The sequence below is a fragment of the Alitiscatomonas sp. genome, assembly GCF_037242085.1.
Lineage (GTDB): Bacteria > Bacillota > Clostridia > Lachnospirales > Lachnospiraceae > Alitiscatomonas > Alitiscatomonas aceti.
This window is the reverse complement of the sequence record NZ_JAXXBR010000054.1, coordinates 20,108-39,891: the sequence shown is the minus strand read 5'-3', so window position 1 is coordinate 39,891 and position 19,784 is coordinate 20,108. Positions and strand designations below refer to the sequence as shown.

The following is a 19,784-nucleotide window of genomic DNA, read 5'->3' as shown; positions in this document are numbered from 1 at the left end:
TGAAATTTCATCACCTGTCTCCAGTCCCGGAGCGGCATTATCTTCCGCCGGAAGCGTCCTTGTCCAGCTGGATCCACTCCTCGCAGAGCTTCTTCAGCTCGCTGGAAAAAACGCTGCCCTTGTTCCACAAAAACAGAAATTCATGGTCCATGGAAAAGTCCTCCAGACGGATCTCCTTTAAAAGCCCCTGCCGGATCTCCTGCTCCACCGCAGCCTCGTACAAAAAGGCGATCCCGCAGTCCCGGACCAGCAGGCTCACCATGGTATGGATGTTCTCCACCTCGGCATAATGAATAAAGTCGCTGATCTTAAGGTTTCTGGCCGCCAGGTTCCTTTCCAGGATCTTCCGGCTTCCGGAACCCTTTTCCCTGAGGATCAGCCGCTCCCCAAGAAGCTCCTTAAGCTTCTGTTTTCCAGCGGGAAGGGCATGTCCGGCAGCGCAGACCGGGATGTACCGCTCCCTGCGGAACAGCTCCGTATCAAACTCCTCTGACCGGATATACCCCTCGCTTAAGGCCAGATCCATCTCCCCTGCCCGGAGCGCCTCCAAAAGCCGGTCCGTGTTGCCGAACCGCAGGCATACATTCACGTCCGGATGGAGGTTCAGATACCGGGCCAGAGGCCCTGTGACCGCGTATTCCCCAATGGTCATGGTCACGCCCATGGTCAGCGTCCTTACAGCGTTCCCGGACTCCCGCATCCGTTTTTCCATGGCTCTCTGGTCATTTTCCATGGTGATCATGGTCCGTTTAAGGATCTCTCCCGCCCGGGTCAGCTCCAGCCGCTTCCCATCCCGGACAAACAGCTCTGCGCCGTATTTCTTTTCCAGGAACCGGATATGCTGGGATACCGCCGGCTGGGTGATGTGAAGCTCCTCCGCCGCCGCAGTAAAGTTCATATGCCGGCAGGCCGCCAGGAACGTTTCGATCCGAAAATCCAGCATTCCTCATCCCTCCTCCCTTTTATCATAACGTATTTTTATCGTTATATCAATATATATAATTTTACTTTCTTATAAAATCTGGATATAATGGCCTCATCAAACAACAGGAAAGGAAATCATCATGTTACAAAAAAAGAACCTGGAACAGCTGTGGATCCTTTTTAAATCCATGTTCCTCCTGAGCGCCTGCACCTTTGGCGGCGGCTTCGTCATCGTCTCTCTTATGAAGAAAAAATTTGTGGAAGAGCTGAAATGGCTGGAGGAGGATGAAATGTTAGACATCACGGCCATCACCCAGTCCTCTCCCGGCCCCCTGCCGGTCAATGCCTCTGTGATCATCGGCTACCGGATGCAGGGCATCCCCGGCTCCCTGGCCGCAGTCCTGGGGACCATCCTTCCGCCCATGTTCGTGATCTCCCTGATCTGTGTCTTTTACACAGAATTCCGGCAGAATCTCTATATTGCCGCCGCCCTCCAGGTCATGCGGGCAGGCGTTGCGGCCGTGATCCTGGACGTCACATGGAATCTGGCAAAAAACGTCTGGAACAGCCATTCCGTGTTCTATACGTCCCTCATGGTCCTCTCCTTCTGCGGAGCGTATTTCTTCGGCGTCAGCGCCATGATCATCATTCTGATCTGCCTTGTCATCGGGATCACAGAGGCGGTCCTTACGTCTTATAAAAAGAAAGGGGTAACCGGAAATGAATCTTTTAATTAGCTTATTTTTCTCCTTCATCCAGGTGGGCATGTTCTCCGTAGGCGGAGGCTACGCCGCGATCCCGCTGATCCAGGACCAGATCGTAAACGTCCACAAGCTGATGACCATGGCTGAGTTTACGGATCTGATCACCATTGCTGAGATGACCCCGGGCCCGGTCTCCATCAACTCCTCCACCTTTGTGGGAACCCGGTTGGCAGGTCCCCTGGGCGCAGTCCTCTGCACTCTGGGCTGTATCATCCCCTCCTTCATCATCTGTCTGACCCTGGCCCACTTTTACTATAAATACCGCTCCTTCTCCGGCGTCCAGACGGTGCTTTCGGCCCTGCGCCCGGCGGTGGTTGCCATGATCGGCTCCGCCGGAATGTCCATTCTGATGCTGGCACTGTTCAACACCAGCTTTTATAATATCTCCCTGGCAGCCCTGCGCCCCATTGAGCTCATACTGTTTGCCGGGTCCCTGTTTCTGTTAAGAAGATTCCGCGGAAAGGTGGGGGCCGTCTCCATCATCCTGGGCTCCGGAGCCGTGGGGACCCTGGCCTATGTCCTGTGCGGAGCCCTGTAAACCGCCCCTACGCCGTATACCCATCCCTTTGGAATTCCTCGCGCAGTTTCTCCACCGCCCTTTTCTCGAGCCTTGAGACGTAGGACCTGGAGATCCCCAGCTGCCCGGCGATCTCCCTCTGGGTGTGCTCCTTAGAGCCGAAAAGGCCGTATCTCAGACGGATCACGGTCTTTTCGGTATCTTTCAGATTCTGTTCATAGGCCTCGTAAAGCTTTCTCACATCCTCCTTCAGGATGACCTGCTCCACTGCCTCCTTCCCTTCCATCTCCAGAATATCCATGAGGCTCACGGTCTCGCCGTCCTTGTCGGTACCGATGGGGTCATAAATAGAGACCTCTTTGGAAAATTTTTTCCCGGCCCTGAAAAGCATCAGGACCTCATTCTCTACACACCTGGCCGCGTAGGTGGCCAGTCTCGAGCCCTTCTCCATATTATAGGAATCCACCGCCTTGATGAGGCCGATGGTCCCCACAGACAGAAGATCCTCGGTCTCATAGCCGGAATTCTGGTATTTTTTTATGACATGGGCCACCAGACGCATGTTCCGGCTGATCAGCACGTTCCTTGCCTCCCGGTCACCCTCTTTGTACTGCCGGAGGTACTCTCTTTCTTCCCTGGCTGTTAATGGCTGCAAAAACGTCTTCAAAGAAAGCCACCTTAGAGCATTATTAATCTATCTTATGCTCAGGCGGCTTTCCAGGTGCTTTTACATATTTTTATTTTCCATATAAGGAATGTTTCCCGGCAGAAGAGTCGTTCCCATGACCGTTTATAAGCGTTCCAGGAGGTTCTTCAGAACCTCAAAGGTCTGGTCAAAGGACTTCAGGTTCATCTGCTCCTGGGGCGTATGGGCGCCGTCGGTCTCGGCTCCCAGGGTCACCACATCAAGGCCCGGGATCATGTCGCAGAACACTCCGCACTCCAGGCCGCCGTGGGTGGCCAGAAGCTCCATCTCCGTCCCCTTCACCTCTTTATATGCCTTTAAAAGCGTATTTCTGAGGGCTGAATCCGGATTGAATTCCCAGGACGGGAACTTGCTGTATACGTCCACGGTCATATCGTAGATACCGGCCAGGATGCACAGTTCCTTTTCCATCTGGTCCCGCCAGGACATTTTTTCTGCCCGGAGGGAATACTGGAACTCCACATAATCCTCCTTACACCGTACAGACGCCAGGTTTTCTGACGCCACCGGAAGGTTCTCGATCTGAAGGCTCCTGTGGCGGAGTCCCGTGGGCAGGAGGTACATAAGATCCACCAGGTCTGCGCTGGTCTCTTCGCTCATGGCCCTGGTGCAGGCAGCCGTCTCCAGTGTCACTGAAAGCTCCGGCTCCTGGAATTTCAGCTCATTCCGGATCTCAGCCGTTATGGACTCCATGGCCCTTTCGATCTGCTCCCTGGGCGCTCCGCTGGCAAACACAGCCTCGCATTCCCTGGGAATGGCGTTGTTCTTTAAGCCGCCGTCCAGGCTTACGATCCGAAGATCCGAGCTTCCGGAGATCTCCTTTAAGATCCGTCCGCAAATCTTTAAGGAATTGCCCAGCTCCAGGATGATGCAGCTTCCGGAATGGCCTCCCTTTAAGCCTGTGATGAACAGACGGTAGGCCGGAAGGGCACAGTCCTCATATTCCACAGGCTTTTTAAGGCCCACCATCTCGCCTCCGGCGCTGGTGGTGCACGTTCCCTTTCCGCGTCCGCCGAAATCCAGGTTCACATATTTTTTCGCCGTAAAATACTCCGGCTTTAACGCAAAGGCCCCGTTTAAGCCTACCTCCTCCTGGACTGTAAAGGCACATTCCAGGGCCGGGTGGGGAGTATCCATATCCAGAAGCGCCAGCATGTAGGCGCAGCCCATGCCGTCGTCGGCTCCCAGGGTCGTGCCTCTGGCCTTTAAGATCCCGTTTTCAATGTAAAGATCAATGGGATCCCGGTCAAAATCATGGGTGCAGTCCGCATTCTTTTCGCAGACCATGTCTGTATGTGCCTGGAGGATCACCGCGCCGTGGTCCTCATAGCCCGCAGACGCCGGCTTATAGATCACCACATTGCCGATGGTATCTCTTTTATAGTCCAGGCCTCTGGTCCTGGCAAAGTCCTCCAGGTAGTCTGATACCCGTTCCTCCTTAAAGGAAGCCCTGGGGATCCTGGAGAGTTCCTCAAAATATTTCTGATGCAGCTTTTCATGATCCAGTACGTTCATATGGTTTCTCCCTTCCGCCTACATGGCTTCCTTAAAGATCTGGAGGATCTCATCCTTCGTCAGCTCCACATACGTTCCCTTCATGCGGGATGCGGACTTTTCTGCCATGATCTCCAGATATTTTTCGTCGATCCCCACCTCGGACAGCCTTGACGGAAGCCCCAGGGCCTTAAAATAATCGGCCGTCCGTTTGATGGCCAGCTCTGCCGCCTCCATAGACGGCAGATCCGCCGGCACGTCCCAGACGTTGACGCCGTAGGTACGGAACTTTTCCACCGTCCTGGTGTTTAATACATGGCGCATCCAGTGGGGCGTCAGGATCGCCAGACCGGCTCCATGGGTGATATCGTAATACGCCGACAGCTCATGCTCCATGGGGTGGACCGACCAGGGAACCAGCTTTCCCAGCTTCAGAAAATCGTTAATCGCCCAGCTTCCAGCCCACATGAGATTGGCCCGGGCCTCATAATCATCGGGATGCTCCACCGCCCGGATCCCGAACTGGATACAGGTCTTAAGGAGCCCCTCGGCCATGCGGTCCTGCATATATCCCTCGGCATTGGAGAAATACGATTCCAGGATATGGGACATGATATCCGCCGTGCCCGCGGCTGTATGCCAGGCGTTGACGGTCTCTGTGTAGGAGGGGTCCATAATGGCCGCCTTTGGACGGATATGCTCGCTCTTGGTCCCCAGCTTATTGTTGGAGGCCATATCGGAGATCACGGCCGCCGTGTCCATTTCCGAGCCGGTGGCCGCCAGGGTAAGGACCGCAACGATAGGAAGGGCTGCCTGGATCTTCTTCCCGTCCAGTACCAGGTCCCAGGCGTCGCCGTCATAAAGGGCACCGGCGGCAATGATCTTGGCACAGTCGATGGTGGAGCCGCCGCCGATGGGGAGAACGACTTCGATATTTCCAGCCTTGCAGAGCTCTGCGCCCTTTCTCACTGTTTCGATCCTGGGATTGGGCTCCACGCCCCCCAGCTCTTCCCATGCAATGCCTTCATGCTCAAGGATCTCTGTCACACGGTCAAAAATACCGTTCTTTTTCACGCTTCCCCCGCCATAGACGATCAGCGCCTTCTTCCCGTAGGGACGCACCGCCTGGGCCACGTGTTCGATCTGCCCCTTCCCAAAATAAATGGTGGTGGGGATGGAATAAATAAAATTCTCCATAGATGCCTCCTTTTCCTGCCTATTCGTTTCTGATGGCTGCCAGAGGGCTCAGCTTCATGGCCCTTAAGGCCGGGAACAGTCCTGCCAGCATGCCGATGACAATGGCAAAGCCCACGGCCGCCGCCGAAAGCCACATGGGGATGCGGGAAATATCCCCGCCGCCTCCGCCCATGCCCATGAGCCCGGAACCGAGAAATTTATTGATCAGGCTGGAAACGCCGTAGCTTAACAAAAGCCCGGCCGCTCCGCCCATGAGCCCGATGAATCCGGCTTCAATGAGGAACATGCTGCGGATGTCTCCCAGGGCGCACCCCAGCACCTTCAGAACGCCGATCTCCCTGGTCCTTTCGTAGATGGACATCATCATGGTATTGGCGATACCGATGGCCGCCACAAAAAGGGATACGGCTCCGATGCCTCCCAGCACCGCCTGGATCATATCCATCTGCTCCTGGGCCTGCTCCAGCCACTGCATGCTGCTGTGGGCCTCATATCCCATATCCGTTACAGCCGCCTGCACCTCCATGACGTTGTTCATATCGTCCACATAGACATACGCGTTGTCATAAACGTAATAGTTATAGGGCTTTCCCTTTTTATTGACGGGCTGCCCGGGGATCGGGTTCTTTTTATAGATACGCTTTAACTGGGTCTTCAGGGTCTCCACGTCCGCGTATATGCCATAGCTGTATTCATTATACATCGGATTTCCGTTTTCGTCAGTATCACTTTTTACAAGTCCGCTGACAGGAAACACATATTTTTTCTGCTTGCCGCTTTCCTCGGCTCCGGAGCTCTGGAACATGGTAAAAAACGGCTTTCCGTAAAGATCCACCGACGGCTGCTCTCCCGTCTCCCAGAAGCCTTTTCCTGTTTTGGCCTCCCAGAAGTTCTGGGCGACCATGGGACCCACCACCAGCTCCATGGTGCCGGAGGACGGATCCGGAAGCCGTCCCTCCCCCAGCTCGATCTCCTCCAGGGCCTCGCGGCTTAAGCCCTCGATCCTGGAGGAGCCTTCGTACGCGCCCTGGCGCATCTGCACATAGGTGGAGAGCACCGGGGAGACGGCCTTCACATGGGGGATCGCTTTAAAGCTTTCGATGGTCTTATCAGTAATAAAGCCGTCCTCCTCGTTTTCCGAACCACCCATGCCGTAATTCCGGTACACCTGGATCTTTGTGAGGCTCCCCGAGGACTCGTACTGCTCCACTGTGATCTCCTTAAGGCCGATGCCCAGGGAGACCATGACTACGATGGAGGCAGTTCCGATCACGACGCCAAGGACCGTAAGACCGGTCCTCAGCTTTCTTCGTCTCAGATTGTTAATGCTCATCCGGAGCAGATCAGAGAATTTCATCGTCCATTCCCGCTTTCTTCTTTTTCCGTTTGATAAGAACAACGACCAGTATCAGAAGGACGGCGGCTGCGGCTCCCAGGGGAACGGCATATTTCTTAAGAAGCTCCATTTTCGTGGGCTCCGGCTCCGGGATGTCCATATTTCCCACGTCCATGGACGGATCGTCCATGATCACCGGCTCTGTCACAAAAAGCTGGACCTCCTTCTCCACCGGCGTCACCACGCCGTTTTCGTCCTCGTATGTAATGGTAAGGCGGATCTTCCCTTCGTCCATGGTCGGGGCGGCTCCGGCGACCATGACATCCACGTTGCCGCTCTCTCCGGGCTTTATATTGCCCACATAGCTCTCCGCCCGCTGGATGGAATCCGCTTCAAAAATGGCGGTCACGTTATAAAGGGTCACCTTTCCCGTGTTGTTGATGGGGAACATGATGTTGGTCTCGGTCCCCACCTCGATGGAATCGGGCATGACCTCGATGGTTCCCGTATTGAGCCTGGCCTCCTGCTTTAAGGCCACGGCGATCTTCACCGTCTCCTTGGCATTTTTAAACTCCGGGCTGTCGTACTGCTCTGTAATGGTGATGTTATAGGCCCGCTGCTCGGCGCTGGGGCTGGAGGTGAATTTCATGGTCAGCACCTCCGACGCTCCGGGAGCCAGGCTGTTGACCACCACCGAGTTGGAGCCGTTGGCCGTGGTGAACACAGGACTGTTTTCCACTGCCTCCGGTTCAAAGGTGAAAAGGATATTGGAGGCCGTAATGTCGCTGGATGCGTTTTTCATCTTCACCTTCAGCGTAAAATCCTGACCCGCCAGGATCCTGGCCGGATCCGTCTCAAAGCTGTCCACGATGATACGTGCCTTGGTCCTTTCGTTTTCTCCGGCGTCGTCGGAAAGCTCGTCCTCCTCGTCCTTTCCGATGACCCGCACATAAAAGGTATCCTCCACCGGCGTTAAGAACGCCCCGTTTTCCTCTTCCCTGTACCGGATCTTGAACTTAATGGGATAATAGCCGCTCTTTGCCTCCTCCCGGATGGCCATGCTGTACGGCACCTCCACGGTCTGGTCCGGGTTTATATTGTTCATCCAGCGGTCATAGTTTCCATCGTTGATCTCAAAGGGGAACTTGGTGATATCCTCGGAAAGCTCCATTTCCACCCGCACGTCATAGGCGGTCTTGTAGCCTGTGTTCCTGAGGTTCATATTAAAATTCATGACCTCATTGTAGTTTGCCTGGGGTGTGGACTGGTTCTCTCCCAGGGCAAAGCCGATGGGCTCGGTGCTGGACTCATCGGATTCAGAGGTGGAAGACGCCTCCTTTGTCTCTGCCCATACCATGACGGTCTTCTGGAACTCGCCCGACATACCGTCCTCGCCTCTGGAACGCTTGGAAATATACAGCTTTACAGGATAATAGCCTTCCTTCAGGTTCTTTTTTACATTGACCCGCAGGTTTACGGTCTTTTTAGCCCCTGCGTTGATGTGGCCGATCTTATAGTGCTTATTCAGGCTGTCGGTGATCTCAAAGGGGTAGGTGGCGTTCATGGTCTTGATGATCTCGCCGTCCTCGTCCTCGATCTCGTCGTAATATCCCTGGTAATCGGCCTCCGGCGCGATCCAGATCTCACTCTCCAGCCAGTCTGTATCGGTGGTATTTTTTACGGCAATGGAGATAGTGGAAGATTTTCCGATGGTGATGGAGGGAGTTTTCCCGATCACGATGCGCACCACTTCATTATCGTCATCCTTATGGAAGACCTTGGGGATCTCCAGATCCTCGTTCTCCGTCTCCTTCTCGTCTGCCAGGGCTGTAAAGGCTGTGGAGGGCGCCGCCCCCAGAAGCACCGCCGCTGCCATAAATAAAATAAATATCCGCTTTAACCGCTCTCTCATAGATTTTCCCCGCTTTCTTTTTCCTCTGTCATTTTCTTCTGGGGCGTTTCCTCCCGGGCCGCCTCCTTACAGTCCTTATTTTTCTGGGCCCCTTCCTCCCGGGCCGCTTCCAGGTCCGCTTCTTTATGGTTTTCTTCAATGCTGACGATCTTTCCGTCAATGATCTTGATGATCCTGTCCGCATAGGTGGCCAGATTGTTGTCATGGGTCACCATCACCAGAGTCTGGTTCCGTTCCCGCACAATGGTCTGCATCAGCTTTAAGACCTCCATGGTGGTTTTGGAATCCAGGTTTCCTGTGGGCTCGTCTGCAAAAATGATCTGGGGATCCACCGCCAGGGCTCTGGCGATGCCCACCCGCTGCTGCTGTCCGCCGGACATCTGGTTGGGCATATGGGTCATGAATCTTTCCAGGCCCACCAGTTTCAGATATTCCTTGGCCCGCTTGGCCCGCCTGGCCTTTCCCATCCCTCGGAAGGACAGGGGAAGGGCCACATTCTCCACTGCGTCCATGGTGGCGATCAGGTTATAGGACTGGAAGATAAAACCCACCCGCTCCCGCCGGAACGTCACAAGCTGCTTCTCGTTCAGCTTTTCTATATGCTTTCCGGCAATGACGATCTCTCCCTTAGAAGGGTGCTCCAGACCGGCCAGCATGTTCAGCAGTGTGGATTTTCCAGAACCCGAGGGGCCTGTAATGGCACAGAATTCTCCCCGGCGGATATCCAGATCCACACCGTTTAACGCATAGACCTTCGTATCGCCCATGCGGTATACCTTATAGAGATCCCGTACCCGGATCACCACTTCCCGCTTTTTCTCTGCTTCCACGCGCATCCCTCTCCTTATATTTCTTTCTATATGCCTGTTATCATTATATAAAAACCATGTCCCATTGGATATAGAGAATTGCTTAACAATTCTTACAAATTTTTGCGCCCTCCGTGCGTCTCTGGAATTCCCGCAGGTATTCCTCCAGGGATACGTACTGGCCGTTGTTGACCCGGTACGCCGGGTTCCACATGCGGATCACCTGTATATCGGCCTTGGCCAGATCCTTTACAGGCTTAAACCGGCGGTCTGCCGGCAGGATATCGCCAGCCACCACGTCCTTCCATTTCATATAGGTCTCCTGGTTCTTCTTCGTTTTCTTATTCTGGAATACCTCCATGGCCACCAGACGGAAAATGTCCTCGCCGCAGCAGATGATGGTCCTGGGCTCCAGGAGCTGGATCTGCCGCTTCAGAAATTCCGAATAATAAAATCCGTAATCCATGCTGATATCATCGGCTGCGCCCTTTCCTCCCCTCTTATTCACGTAGATCACCGCCGTTTTCAAAAGAGGGGCTTTATCGCCGGACGCGGATCCTCCGTCCAGGATCCTTTTCATCCCCCTCAGATAAGACAGGTACTCCACTTCCCCCGACGGGCTCCTGCCTGTCCGCAGGTCTCTCCGGACATCGGAGACCACCGGCATGGTCTGGCCCTTTCTGATCTGCTTTTTCATGCTGGTCTCCTTCAGTACGAAAAGAGTCCCGTCGTAATGCTCCGGGGACACAGCGCCGTCTATATGAAAGCTCCTGGGGTCGATCTCCTCATAGCATGTGCTCCCAAAGGGCTCCTCCTCCATCTGCTGCATCATCTGCCATAAAAGATACAGCTCCTCCAGGCTCCCGCATCTGGCAGCCTGGCCTTCTATTACGATCTGCTCCATGGTTTTTCTCATTGGTCTCTCCATCCACTTAAATTTTCATTTGAGGATATTATAACATATTTTTGAAAAAAATGTAGAATTTCCCCTGGCTATCCGTTATAATGAGGGTACCAGGGCCAGAATGCCAAGGACCCGGCGCGGCCTTGTCCGTCGGCAGCTTTCCGGCCCGGGATCAATGAAAGGAGAATATTTCATGAGACATTTACTGAGTCCTCTGGATCTTTCCGTCGAAGAGACTGATCAGTTATTATCCCTGGCATCCGACATCGAAAAGAATCGCTCCAAATATGCCCACGTATGTGACGGCAAAAAGCTGGCGACTCTTTTTTTTGAGCCCAGCACCAGAACACGGCTGAGCTTTGAATCCGCCATGCTGAGCCTGGGCGGCAGCGTCCTCGGCGTTTCTTCGGCTGATTCCAGCTCTGCGGCCAAAGGCGAGAGTGTTTCCGATACGATCCGCGTGATCTCCTGCTACGCTGACATCTGCGCTATGCGCCACCCCAAAGAGGGATCCGCATACGTGGCGGCCTCCAAATCTTCCATCCCTGTGATCAATGCCGGAGACGGCGGCCACCAGCATCCCACCCAGACCCTGACCGACCTTCTGACCATTAAAAGCTTAAAGGGACGCCTGGGGGACATGACTGTGGGCCTCTGCGGCGATCTGAAATTTGGCCGTACGGTCCACTCCCTGATCCACGCCCTGGTACGCTACCCGGGGATCCGTTTCGTACTGATCTCTCCGCCGGAGCTTAAGGTGCCCGATTACATCAAGGAAAACGTCCTGGACGCCAACCACATCCCCTACCGTGAGACCACCAACCTGGATGACGCTATGGAGGAGTTAGATATCCTGTACATGACCAGAGTCCAGAGAGAGCGTTTCTTCAACGAAGAGGATTACATCCGCATGAAGGACTGCTATATCCTTGACCAGGAAAAAATGAAGCTGGCAAAACCCGATATGTTCGTACTCCACCCCCTTCCCAGGGTCAACGAGATCTCCGTGGAGGTGGACGACGATCCCAGAGCCGCCTATTTTAAGCAGGCCCAGTACGGCGTTTATGTACGTATGGCTCTGATCATGACTTTACTGGAGGTGGAAAAACCATGTTAAATATCAGCGGCATCAAAGAAGGCGTTGTTTTAGATCACATCCAGGCCGGAAAGAGCATGGAGATCTATAAATATCTGGGACTGGGAAAAATGGACTGCACCGTGGCCATCATCAAAAACGCCCGGAGCAGCAAGATGGGGAGAAAAGACATCATAAAGATCGAGGGACCTCTGGATTCCCTGGACCTGGACGTATTGGGCTATATCGACCACACCATCACCGTCAACATCATCCGGGACGAGCGGATCGTGGAAAAGCGCTGCTTAAGCCTTCCCGACCGTCTTGTCAACGTGATCCACTGCAAGAATCCCCGGTGCATCACATCCGTGGAGCAGGAGCTTCCCCATATCTTCTATCTGGCTGATAAAGAAAAGGAAGTCTACCGCTGCCAGTACTGTGACGAGAAGCACAGCTAGGCCATGCTGACCATCCCTGTTTTTCTGGCCGTCACGGCGGCCTATATGGTAAAAGGCATGTGCGGCTTTGCCAACACCCTGGTCTTCGGCACCCTGGCAGGATTTTTTACTGATAATGTAAATATTTCTCCAGTGGATCTGCTGTTGGGCTACCCCTCCAATCTGTGGATCGCCTGGACGGAACGGAATGGGATCCGGCCAAAGATCTGGATCCCTCTGAGCCTCCTGGTGATCGCCGGCTCCATACCAGGGGTGTTCTTTCTGAAGACCGGAGATGCCAGGACCATTAAGATCCTTTTTGGCTTTGTGGTGGTATTCTTAGGTCTGGAAATGTTTTTAAGGGAACGGAAAGCCTCTGGATCCGGAACCCCCGGCTCTGAAAAAAGCGCGTCCCCGGCTCTTCTGGTGATCATAGGACTCCTCTCCGGTATCCTCTGCGGGCTTTTTGGCGTCAGCGCCCTTCTTGTGGCCTATGTGAGCCGTACCGCCGGAGACCAGAGCCAGTTCCGGGCCAACAACTGTATGGTTTTTCTGGCAGAAAACACCTTCCGCCTGTTCCTCTATGGATCCACAGGGATCCTGACCCTGGAGGCTGCAAAAACAGCCCTCTGTCTGGCTCCCTTTATGGTCCTGGGACTCTTTATCGGGATCTTTTTCCACAGACGGCTGCCGGAGCGGACAGCCAGGCTGTCAGTGACTGTCCTTCTGATGGTCTCCGGACTCTCTCTGATCCTGGATCACTTATAAGCCGGCTGTCCTATGACAAAAAAGACGTTTTCCTCCATTTTCATGGAACAGAAAACGTCTTTTCTTTATTTACTGGCCATTGATCTCGCGGATCTTTTCAATATCCACTGTTTCATTGGTACCTGTGGCCCTGGCGTCAAACTGGACTGCAAAGGTGGTGCCCTCCGGAAGTGTCTTGTTCCGCAGGGATTCCCTGTACTCCTCCGCATCCTTTACCACCACGCCGTCTCCGGCCAGGCTCTGGCCCGGGAATACCCAGATCACCATATCTCCCATACCCAGCTCGTAGGTGGATTCCTCCAGGATCCACTGGACCTGCATCCCATACTGGCTCATGCATTTATAAACATCATTTAAGGTGAGGCTTACGCCTTCTGCGCCGGAGAAAAGCTCTTCCTTTTTGACCGCATAGGCTCCGCTTCCCTCCCTGGCTTTATTTAAAAGCTCCGGATTCAGCTTAAGACTGCCGCTGTGGGTTCCAGAACCGGACGGCTTCGTCTCCTGGGAGGTCTCCTCCTGGCCTTCGCTCTCCTGGCCGCTCTCAGTCTCTTCTTCTGCCTCCGGCTCGGTCTCCTCCTCTGTCTCCTCTTCTGTGGGGACCGTTCCGATCTTCTTTCCGTCCGGACCCACCATGAATCCGTCCGGAGTCTCCTCATTGGTCAGCAGACGGCCGTCATCCATGAAATAATATTCGCTGCCGTCCAGGTTCTGCCATCCCATGACAGAACAGCCGTAGGCCGCTCCCTGGGCAGGATTAAAGTAATAAATATCGCCGTCTCCCGCGTCGTACCAGCCGGTCCGGAAGGTACCGTCCTCATTGAGGTAATACGTTCCGTTTTCATTGGATAAAAAGCCCGGAACGATGCTGGCAGGCGATAAAACATAGGCCCTCTTGAAGTAAGACATGGCTCCAGGCCCGTCTCCGTTTTCCAGGAGCTCTCCAGCCTTCATGGCCGCCTCGTCGGCTGCCGTGGCCCTGTAATTTTCCAGCTCGCCCTTGTAGCTTTCATCATCCGGCTTTAAGGCCACCGCCTTCTCCCAGAAGCTTAAGCCTGCGGCCATATCCTCTGTTTCCGAATAATAACCGGAGATCTCGTAAAGCAGATCGTCAAACCGCTCGTTTGCCGCAGCGTCTGCATCCATGAACTTGGCCACTGCCTCATCCACCACGGTCTTTGCTGCCGCCAGATCACCGGAATCCATATGAAGGGCGATCATGGTCACATAAATATCCATGGTATCCGGGGACAGCTCCCTGGCTTTTGTCAGGTATGTAACTGCCTCCTCCGTATTTCCCTCATTAAAGCACTGCTCTCCATAACGGGCATAGGCCGTGGCAAGGCTGCTCTGTATGGACGGATCCTCTTTGTTTTCCAGATTCTCCAGGATCTCGATGGATTTCTTATATTCCTCCATCATCGCATAGGCATTGCTTAAGGCAAGGCGGGTATTGTCATCGCCCCGGCCTGCCTCCAGGAGGTTTTCCAGACAGGGAATGGCATACTCGTAATTCTCCTCCTCCACAAATTTCTGCCCCAGCTCCGTCAGGCTCTTGAACCGGATCTCCTCCAGCTCCTTATCGCCGGTAACCAGACAGCCTTCCTCCAGCACCACGTCGGCGCTGTCGTACTCCTCCAGATACAGGTAGACCTGGTGGAGTCCCAGATACGCTTTTTTGCAGGTCTCATCTGCGGCAATGGCCCGGTCGTAGGCTTCAATGGCGCTGTCAAACTCCTCGTCATTAAAATACTTCTCCGCATATTCCGTACACACTTCCACGTACCGGTCCCGCAGGGCCTCGTCCTGGGATGCCTCCCAGCCCTGTTCCAGGATATCCATGGCTTCCATATCCATTTCCTGGTCCGCATAGATCTCGCTCAGCTTCAGATAGACGTCCACATCCTCCGGATCCAGCTCCACTGCCTCAAGAAGCGCCTCGATGGCCTCATCAAACTTCTGCTCGCCCAGATACTTTTCTGCCAGGGCCATCTGCTCCCGGATCTTGGGATTCTCTTCTTTTGCCGTTTCCTCCTTTCTGCTGCACCCTGCACAGAGAACGGCAAAGGCCAGCAGAAGGAAAAGCGCCCGTTTTATTTTTGTACTCATTGAATGCTCTCCTGTAAAAATGTTGCTTTTGTTGGATAAAAATAGAATCCCGGAAACGGGATTCTCCGCCGGTCTGACACCGGTCTTTTATAAGGCTCTGAGCAAGACTGTAAGCCGGGTTATGTCCTGGATGGTCATCTATCTAGGCTGTCTGTCGCCAGACAGCTCAAGCGGCCTACCCGGGAGCAGACGGGCCGCCTTATGCTCCCTGTTCGGCCTTGCTTCGGATGGGGTTTACATGTGCCCTCTCTGTTACCAGCGAGGCGGTAGTCTCTTACACTGCCTTTCCACCCTTACACGGCAAGCCGTGCGGTTTATTTCTGTTGCACTGTCCCTGGAGTCGCCTCCGCCAGACGTTATCTGGCACCCTGCCCTTTGAAGCCCGGACTTTCCTCTCCTGCATCCTTTCGGTCATGCAGCAGCGACCATCTGTCTTACTCAGAACCTCCTTACTATACCACAATTTTTTTCGTATGTCCATACCGCCGTTCTGGCATTTTCTTCTATCCCTTTATACCTTCAGGCAGCTTCCTCCGATAAACTCCCGGATAATGGAGTTTTTGGGGATGATCTCGCTGTCGATCCCCAGGAAATAATCCAGGAATTTCAGCAGCCGCTTTGCCTCGTCGTACTCCGGCACATCCCTGGGGATGCTGAATAAAAGGGGCTCCGCATACAGCTTCAGCACCGCCAGCTCATAGACCAGCGCTGAGTTGAACATCACATCTGCCTGCTCCTGGAAGGGGAAGATATTCTTATCCTCGCCCCGGCGCACCGACGACCAGCGGCGGATGGTCTCCAGAGCCGAGGTCCCCCTGGTCCTGGCATCCCGCACCATGCGGCGGATGATCCGCCCGTCTGCCGTGGGGATCCGGTTATGCTCGTCCACGTTCAGCTGGGTCAGGGCGCTGATATAGATCTTAAACCGGCTTTCTGCCGGAAGGGAATAGCTGAGCTTATCATTGAGGCAGTGGATCCCCTCGACGATGAGCACATCGTTCTTTCCCAGCTTTAAAAAATCTCCATTGTATTCCCTGGTCCCGGTCACAAAGTTAAATCTGGGGATCTCCACCAGCCTGCCGTTTAAAAGACCATTCATGTCCTCATTGAATTTTTCAATGTCCACACATTCCAGGGCCTCCATGTCCAGCTTCCCGTTTTCATCCCTGGGATAATCCTCCCGGTTCTTGAAATAGTTATCCACAGCAATGGGGTGGGGCGTATAGCCCAGGGCCCGGAACTGGGTGGCCAGACGGTGGCTGAAGGTGGTCTTTCCAGAGGAGGACGGTCCGGCGATCATCACCAGTCTCTTGTCCCCGGCCTTTGCCGCCTGCTCGGCAATATTGCCGATGGTCTTTTCCTGGAGTGCTTCCTGCATCAGGATCAGATCCGCCGCTTTTCCTTCCGAGATCAGCCGGTTTAAGGTTCCCACATTGGGGACCTCCAGGCAATCGCTCCAGCGGTAAGAATCCCTCAGCACCTGGAACAGCTTTTCATGGTTTCTGCTTTTCTCCACCTTCCGGGGAGCTTTCGTTTCCGGGAGCAGGAGCAGGAATCCGGAGTGATATGGGATCAGGTCAAAATATTTCACATACCCTGTATTCTGCACCATGTATCCGTAAAAATAATCCTCAAATTTTTCAATGCTGTAAATATTGACCCTGGACGCCCGCCGGTACATGAAGAGCTGCTCCTTATCATGCATCCCGTGGCGGCCGAACAGCTCCACTGCCTCATCGGTGTTGACGCTGCGCTTTACGATCGGCAGCTTTCGCTCCACCAGAACGTGCATCTCCTCCTTCACCCGGTCCAGGAGCTCTTCCGTCAGGGCCACGTCGCCCTCCAGTTCTCCATAGATCCCGTTTCCCAGGGCGAAATCCATCTGGACCTTTTTGATCTTTTCCCTGGGGATCACATCATAAAAGGCCTTCAGCATTACCAAAACTGCGCTTCGCTCATACGTCTTTTTCCCCACCGGATCCTGAAAGGTCAGAAATTCGATCTGGGACTCCTTCGTCAGCGTCTTGTGGAGCTCCTTCAGCTTCCCGTTGACCCGGGCCAGCAGGATATCCTCCTGGAACTCCGGCTGGAACTCCTCCGCCACTGTAAAGAGCGGCGTCCCCTCCGGGTATTCTCTGGTCTTTCCGCATGCATGAACCTTGATCATCATAAGCAGACCTCCTATCCTACACCACTGCCGCCGGGAAATGAACCGGCATTTTTAAAATCTGTATCTGGTCTCCCAGTCTTTGTCTCAGGTATCCCTCCATATAGTCCATAAAAATATGCTCCAGGCCGTAATGGCCGGCATCAATGATCATCAGTCCCTGGGCTGCCGCGTCGATGCCTGCATGGTGGCCGATGTCCCCGGTGATCAGCGCTTGGGCCCCTTTTTCCAGGGCCGCCTGGATGGTGCTGCCTCCGGATCCCGGGCAGACAGCCGCCCGTACCACCAGCTCCTTTTCCCACAGCCCCTCTCCATAAACCGTCACAAAGGGCAGGCCGAAGGTCTCCTTTACCCGGCGGGCCAGCTCCATTCCCGTCACAGGAGTCTCAAGGCTGCCTGTCTTTCCGATCCCATAAAGGACCCCATTCTCCTCTCCCATGGCTTCCAGCGGCTCTCCGCCGCAGATCCCGATCCGTTCTGCCGCCAGGTCCGCCATGCAGCCGGGGGCAGAATCAAAATTGGTGTGCATGGCAAAATAGGAAAGATCCGACTGGATCATCTCCACCAGCCGCCGGCCGATGAAGTCCTCATCGGTCACCCGCTTTATGGATCTGAAGATCAGCGGATGATGGCTTACGATCATATCTGCCCCCTGCCGGACAGCCAGAGCCACTGCCTCATCATCGGCATCCACACAGAGAAGGAGCTTCTTTACTTCCTTCTCCTTCCTTCCCGCCAGAAGCCCCGGGTTGTCCCACTCACAGGCCATACGATGGGGCGCCAGCTCCTCCAGTATATTTATGATCTCACTGCATCTCATTCTGTACCTCCCGGTTATACCGCAGATCCTCTTCTGCTTCCCGCTTCTTTGCGGCGGCCCGCTCCGAGTGTGCGCCCAGAGGACCCAGGCTTTCTGCCAGGGAGCAGAGCTTTTCTTCCTCTTCCTTTAAATATTTCAGAAAAACAGGATCCTTTGCATCGATCAGATATTGGCTGTAATAAAAAAATCGTTCCGGCCGCTCCTCCCGATCATCCTCTCTCTTCCTGCCCACAGAAAGGATCGTATAAAATTTCCCGTCCTCAAAGACCATCTCTTCTTTTTCCACCGGGAAACCGTTGTCCCAGAGCCATTTCCGCATTTTCGGGATCTCCGACTGGGGCGACAGGATCCATTGTCCCACAGAGTCCCACATGTGGCGTCCCTGCTCCAGGATATGTATCATCAGCTCTCCGCCCATCCCGGCAATGACCACTGCTTCCGCCTCTCCGGGAGACAGCTTTTCCAGTCCATCGGAGAGCCTGGTCTCGATCCTGTTTTCCAGACCCGCCATGGCCACCGATTCCTCTGCCCGGGACAGCGGGCCTTTCCGCACGTCCATGGCCAGGGCCCGCTTTACGGTCCCCCTTCTCACCAGCTCCACCGGCACATGGCCGTGGTCTGTGCCGATATCTGCCGCCGACTCTGCCGGCCTTACCATGGAAACCACCGTTTCCAGACGGTCTGATAATCTCATCGTTGTTCCATTCCTTCCAGTCTGTATTTTCTATTCGTCCAGATAATCCTTTAATTTTTTGCTGCGGCTGGGATGACGGAGCTTTCTCAGGGCCTTGGCCTCGATCTGACGGATCCGCTCCCTGGTGACGTTGAACTCCCGTCCCACCTCCTCCAGGGTCCTTGGCCGCCCGTCGTCCAGGCCGAACCGGAGCCTCAGCACCTTCTGCTCCCGTTCCGTCAATGTATCCAGGACCTCCATCAGCTGTTCATGGAGCAGGGTAAAGGTGGCCGCATCTGCCGGTACAGTCACCTGATCGTCCTGGATGAAATCGCCCAGATGGCTGTCCTCCTCCTCACCGATGGGCGTTTCCAGGGACACCGGATCCTGGGAGATCTTCATGATCTCCCGCACCCGTTCCACCGGAAGCTCCATTTCCTTTGCCACCTCCTCCGGAGACGGCTCCCGTCCCAGGGTCTGGAGAAGCTGTCTCTGGGCCCGTACCAGGCGGTTGATGGTCTCCACCATATGGACCGGGATCCGTATGGTCCTGGCCTGGTCCGCGATGGCCCTGGTAATGGCCTGGCGGATCCACCAGGTGGCATAGGTACTGAACTTATAGCCCTTCCGGTATTCAAATTTTTCCACTGCCTTTATGAGTCCCAGATTCCCCTCCTGGATCAGATCCAGGAACTGCATCCCGCGGCCCACATACCGTTTGGCGATGCTGACCACCAGACGGAGGTTGGCCTCTGCCAGCTTCTTTTTTGCCTCCTCGTCGCCCAGCTCCATGCGTTTTGCCAGCTCGATCTCCTCCTCAGAGGTCAGCAGCGGCACCTTTCCGATCTCTTTCAGGTACATACGCACCGGATCCTCGATCCCCACGCCCTCGGGCACCGAAAGATCCAGATTTTCCATATTTTCTTCTCCGGCCTCTTCTTCTGCAAACAGATCCGGATCCATGTCGTCATCCGACGATATCTTAAGGACATCCACCTTCTTATTGTCCAGGAAGTCGTAAATTTGGTCCAGCTTTTCCGGTGTCAGCTCTTCTTTGGCAAATACATCGAGGATCTCCTGCTCTTCCAGGACATTCTTCTTCTTTTTTGCCGTTTCCAGGAGCCTGTCCAGTTTCTCTTCAAACGTAAGCATCTTTTCTTCCATAATTCCCATCC

18 protein-coding genes and 1 other RNA gene are annotated in these 19,784 nt (G+C 54.4%); 5 read left to right on the top strand and 14 right to left on the bottom strand.

Going from position 1 to position 19,784, the window contains the following annotated elements:
• Positions 1-37: 37 nt before the first annotated feature.
• Positions 38-943 carry a LysR family transcriptional regulator gene (locus WIH05_RS03985; protein ID WP_337425012.1) on the bottom strand — a complete coding sequence of 302 codons (906 nt, stop codon included), beginning with the start codon at positions 941-943 and terminating at the stop codon, positions 38-40.
• 121 nt (positions 944-1,064) lie between these two features.
• Between WIH05_RS03985 and WIH05_RS03980 the strand changes: the two genes are divergently transcribed.
• A complete protein-coding gene (locus WIH05_RS03980) occupies positions 1,065-1,661 on the top strand; it encodes a chromate transporter (RefSeq protein ID WP_022274041.1) in 597 nt (198 codons plus the stop codon).
• Positions 1,645-2,226: a chromate transporter gene (locus WIH05_RS03975; protein ID WP_022274040.1), complete on the top strand. Its 582-nt coding sequence runs from the start codon at positions 1,645-1,647 to the stop codon at positions 2,224-2,226. Before WIH05_RS03980 ends, WIH05_RS03975 begins: the two co-directional genes overlap by 17 nt.
• A gap of 7 nt (positions 2,227-2,233) precedes the next feature.
• Here the strand turns inward: WIH05_RS03975 and sigK are convergent, their stop codons facing one another.
• From sigK to WIH05_RS03940, 7 genes are all read right to left on the bottom strand, one after another.
• Complete coding sequence (sigK, locus tag WIH05_RS03970; protein WP_022274039.1) at positions 2,234-2,872, bottom strand: RNA polymerase sporulation sigma factor SigK; 639 nt, start codon at positions 2,870-2,872, stop codon at positions 2,234-2,236.
• A gap of 123 nt (positions 2,873-2,995) precedes the next feature.
• Positions 2,996-4,426, bottom strand: coding sequence for a beta-Ala-His dipeptidase (pepD, locus tag WIH05_RS03965; RefSeq protein ID WP_337425011.1), 1,431 nt, complete (start codon positions 4,424-4,426; stop codon positions 2,996-2,998).
• Between the two features lie 18 nt (positions 4,427-4,444).
• Positions 4,445-5,602 (bottom strand): iron-containing alcohol dehydrogenase, encoded by a 1,158-nt coding sequence (locus WIH05_RS03960; protein ID WP_337425010.1) that lies wholly within the window; start codon positions 5,600-5,602, stop codon positions 4,445-4,447.
• Between the two features lie 19 nt (positions 5,603-5,621).
• Complete coding sequence (locus tag WIH05_RS03955) at positions 5,622-6,959, bottom strand: ABC transporter permease (RefSeq protein WP_337425009.1); 1,338 nt, start codon at positions 6,957-6,959, stop codon at positions 5,622-5,624.
• Entirely contained in the window at positions 6,946-8,850 is a 1,905-nt protein-coding gene (locus tag WIH05_RS03950) for a CARDB domain-containing protein (protein WP_158357509.1), read from the bottom strand. The genes WIH05_RS03955 and WIH05_RS03950 overlap by 14 nt, the downstream gene beginning before the upstream one ends.
• The gene (locus WIH05_RS03945) at positions 8,847-9,617 is read right to left on the bottom strand and encodes an ABC transporter ATP-binding protein (RefSeq protein ID WP_337425022.1); all 771 of its coding nucleotides are present in this window, start codon (positions 9,615-9,617) and stop codon (positions 8,847-8,849) included. The genes WIH05_RS03950 and WIH05_RS03945 overlap by 4 nt, the downstream gene beginning before the upstream one ends.
• A gap of 145 nt (positions 9,618-9,762) precedes the next feature.
• A complete protein-coding gene (locus WIH05_RS03940) occupies positions 9,763-10,575 on the bottom strand; it encodes a hypothetical protein (RefSeq protein WP_337425008.1) in 813 nt (270 codons plus the stop codon).
• Between the two features lie 181 nt (positions 10,576-10,756).
• On the opposite strand from WIH05_RS03940, the gene pyrB reads away from it, so the two are divergent.
• The 3 genes from pyrB to WIH05_RS03925 are packed head-to-tail and all read left to right on the top strand — an operon-like array spanning position 10,757 to position 12,843.
• Positions 10,757-11,680, top strand: coding sequence for an aspartate carbamoyltransferase (gene pyrB, locus WIH05_RS03935; protein WP_262426893.1), 924 nt, complete (start codon positions 10,757-10,759; stop codon positions 11,678-11,680).
• On the top strand, positions 11,674-12,096 hold the full coding sequence (locus WIH05_RS03930) for an aspartate carbamoyltransferase regulatory subunit (RefSeq protein ID WP_022274031.1): 423 nt from the start codon (positions 11,674-11,676) through the stop codon (positions 12,094-12,096). The genes pyrB and WIH05_RS03930 overlap by 7 nt, the downstream gene beginning before the upstream one ends.
• Positions 12,097-12,099: 3 nt before the next feature.
• A complete protein-coding gene (locus WIH05_RS03925) occupies positions 12,100-12,843 on the top strand; it encodes a sulfite exporter TauE/SafE family protein (protein WP_022274030.1) in 744 nt (247 codons plus the stop codon).
• Positions 12,844-12,912: 69 nt separating this feature from the next.
• Here the strand turns inward: WIH05_RS03925 and WIH05_RS03920 are convergent, their stop codons facing one another.
• The 6 genes from WIH05_RS03920 to rpoD all read right to left on the bottom strand — a co-directional run bounded on the left by WIH05_RS03920 (position 12,913) and on the right by rpoD (position 19,773).
• Positions 12,913-14,949, bottom strand: a complete 2,037-nt coding sequence (locus WIH05_RS03920; protein ID WP_337425007.1) for a tetratricopeptide repeat protein — start codon at positions 14,947-14,949, stop codon at positions 12,913-12,915.
• Between the two features lie 94 nt (positions 14,950-15,043).
• An RNA gene (gene rnpB, locus WIH05_RS03915) (RNase P RNA component class A) lies at positions 15,044-15,390 on the bottom strand.
• Positions 15,391-15,460: 70 nt separating this feature from the next.
• Positions 15,461-17,116: a nucleoside kinase gene (locus WIH05_RS03910; RefSeq protein ID WP_337425021.1), complete on the bottom strand. Its 1,656-nt coding sequence runs from the start codon at positions 17,114-17,116 to the stop codon at positions 15,461-15,463.
• 19 nt (positions 17,117-17,135) lie between these two features.
• Positions 17,136-17,936: a Nif3-like dinuclear metal center hexameric protein gene (locus tag WIH05_RS03905; protein WP_022274027.1), complete on the bottom strand. Its 801-nt coding sequence runs from the start codon at positions 17,934-17,936 to the stop codon at positions 17,136-17,138.
• Positions 17,923-18,630: a class I SAM-dependent methyltransferase gene (locus WIH05_RS03900; RefSeq protein WP_158357521.1), complete on the bottom strand. Its 708-nt coding sequence runs from the start codon at positions 18,628-18,630 to the stop codon at positions 17,923-17,925. Before WIH05_RS03900 ends, WIH05_RS03905 begins: the two co-directional genes overlap by 14 nt.
• Before the next feature lie 30 nt (positions 18,631-18,660).
• Positions 18,661-19,773 carry an RNA polymerase sigma factor RpoD gene (gene rpoD, locus WIH05_RS03895; protein ID WP_337425006.1) on the bottom strand — a complete coding sequence of 371 codons (1,113 nt, stop codon included), beginning with the start codon at positions 19,771-19,773 and terminating at the stop codon, positions 18,661-18,663.
• Positions 19,774-19,784: the final 11 nt, after the last annotated feature.

Excerpts from the sequence above, each read along its gene's own strand:
- WIH05_RS03955 (WP_337425009.1), bottom strand. The coding sequence starts at position 6,959 with ATGAAATTCTCTGATCTGCTCCGGATGAGCATTAACAATCTGAGACGA.
- WIH05_RS03930 (WP_022274031.1), top strand. The coding sequence starts at position 11,674 with ATGTTAAATATCAGCGGCATCAAAGAAGGCGTTGTTTTAGATCACATC.
- rpoD (WP_337425006.1), bottom strand. The coding sequence starts at position 19,773 with ATGGAAGAAAAGATGCTTACGTTTGAAGAGAAACTGGACAGGCTCCTG.
- WIH05_RS03945 (WP_337425022.1), bottom strand. The coding sequence starts at position 9,617 with ATGGGCGATACGAAGGTCTATGCGTTAAACGGTGTGGATCTGGATATC.
- WIH05_RS03950 (WP_158357509.1), bottom strand. The coding sequence starts at position 8,850 with ATGAGAGAGCGGTTAAAGCGGATATTTATTTTATTTATGGCAGCGGCG.
- WIH05_RS03905 (WP_022274027.1), bottom strand. The coding sequence starts at position 17,936 with ATGAGATGCAGTGAGATCATAAATATACTGGAGGAGCTGGCGCCCCAT.
- WIH05_RS03940 (WP_337425008.1), bottom strand. The coding sequence starts at position 10,575 with ATGAGAAAAACCATGGAGCAGATCGTAATAGAAGGCCAGGCTGCCAGA.
- pyrB (WP_262426893.1), top strand. The coding sequence starts at position 10,757 with ATGAGACATTTACTGAGTCCTCTGGATCTTTCCGTCGAAGAGACTGAT.
- WIH05_RS03910 (WP_337425021.1), bottom strand. The coding sequence starts at position 17,116 with ATGATCAAGGTTCATGCATGCGGAAAGACCAGAGAATACCCGGAGGGG.
- WIH05_RS03900 (WP_158357521.1), bottom strand. The coding sequence starts at position 18,630 with ATGAGATTATCAGACCGTCTGGAAACGGTGGTTTCCATGGTAAGGCCG.
- WIH05_RS03960 (WP_337425010.1), bottom strand. The coding sequence starts at position 5,602 with ATGGAGAATTTTATTTATTCCATCCCCACCACCATTTATTTTGGGAAG.
- WIH05_RS03985 (WP_337425012.1), bottom strand. The coding sequence starts at position 943 with ATGCTGGATTTTCGGATCGAAACGTTCCTGGCGGCCTGCCGGCATATG.
- WIH05_RS03920 (WP_337425007.1), bottom strand. The coding sequence starts at position 14,949 with ATGAGTACAAAAATAAAACGGGCGCTTTTCCTTCTGCTGGCCTTTGCC.
- WIH05_RS03925 (WP_022274030.1), top strand. The coding sequence starts at position 12,100 with ATGCTGACCATCCCTGTTTTTCTGGCCGTCACGGCGGCCTATATGGTA.
- WIH05_RS03975 (WP_022274040.1), top strand. The coding sequence starts at position 1,645 with ATGAATCTTTTAATTAGCTTATTTTTCTCCTTCATCCAGGTGGGCATG.
- WIH05_RS03980 (WP_022274041.1), top strand. The coding sequence starts at position 1,065 with ATGTTACAAAAAAAGAACCTGGAACAGCTGTGGATCCTTTTTAAATCC.
- pepD (WP_337425011.1), bottom strand. The coding sequence starts at position 4,426 with ATGAACGTACTGGATCATGAAAAGCTGCATCAGAAATATTTTGAGGAA.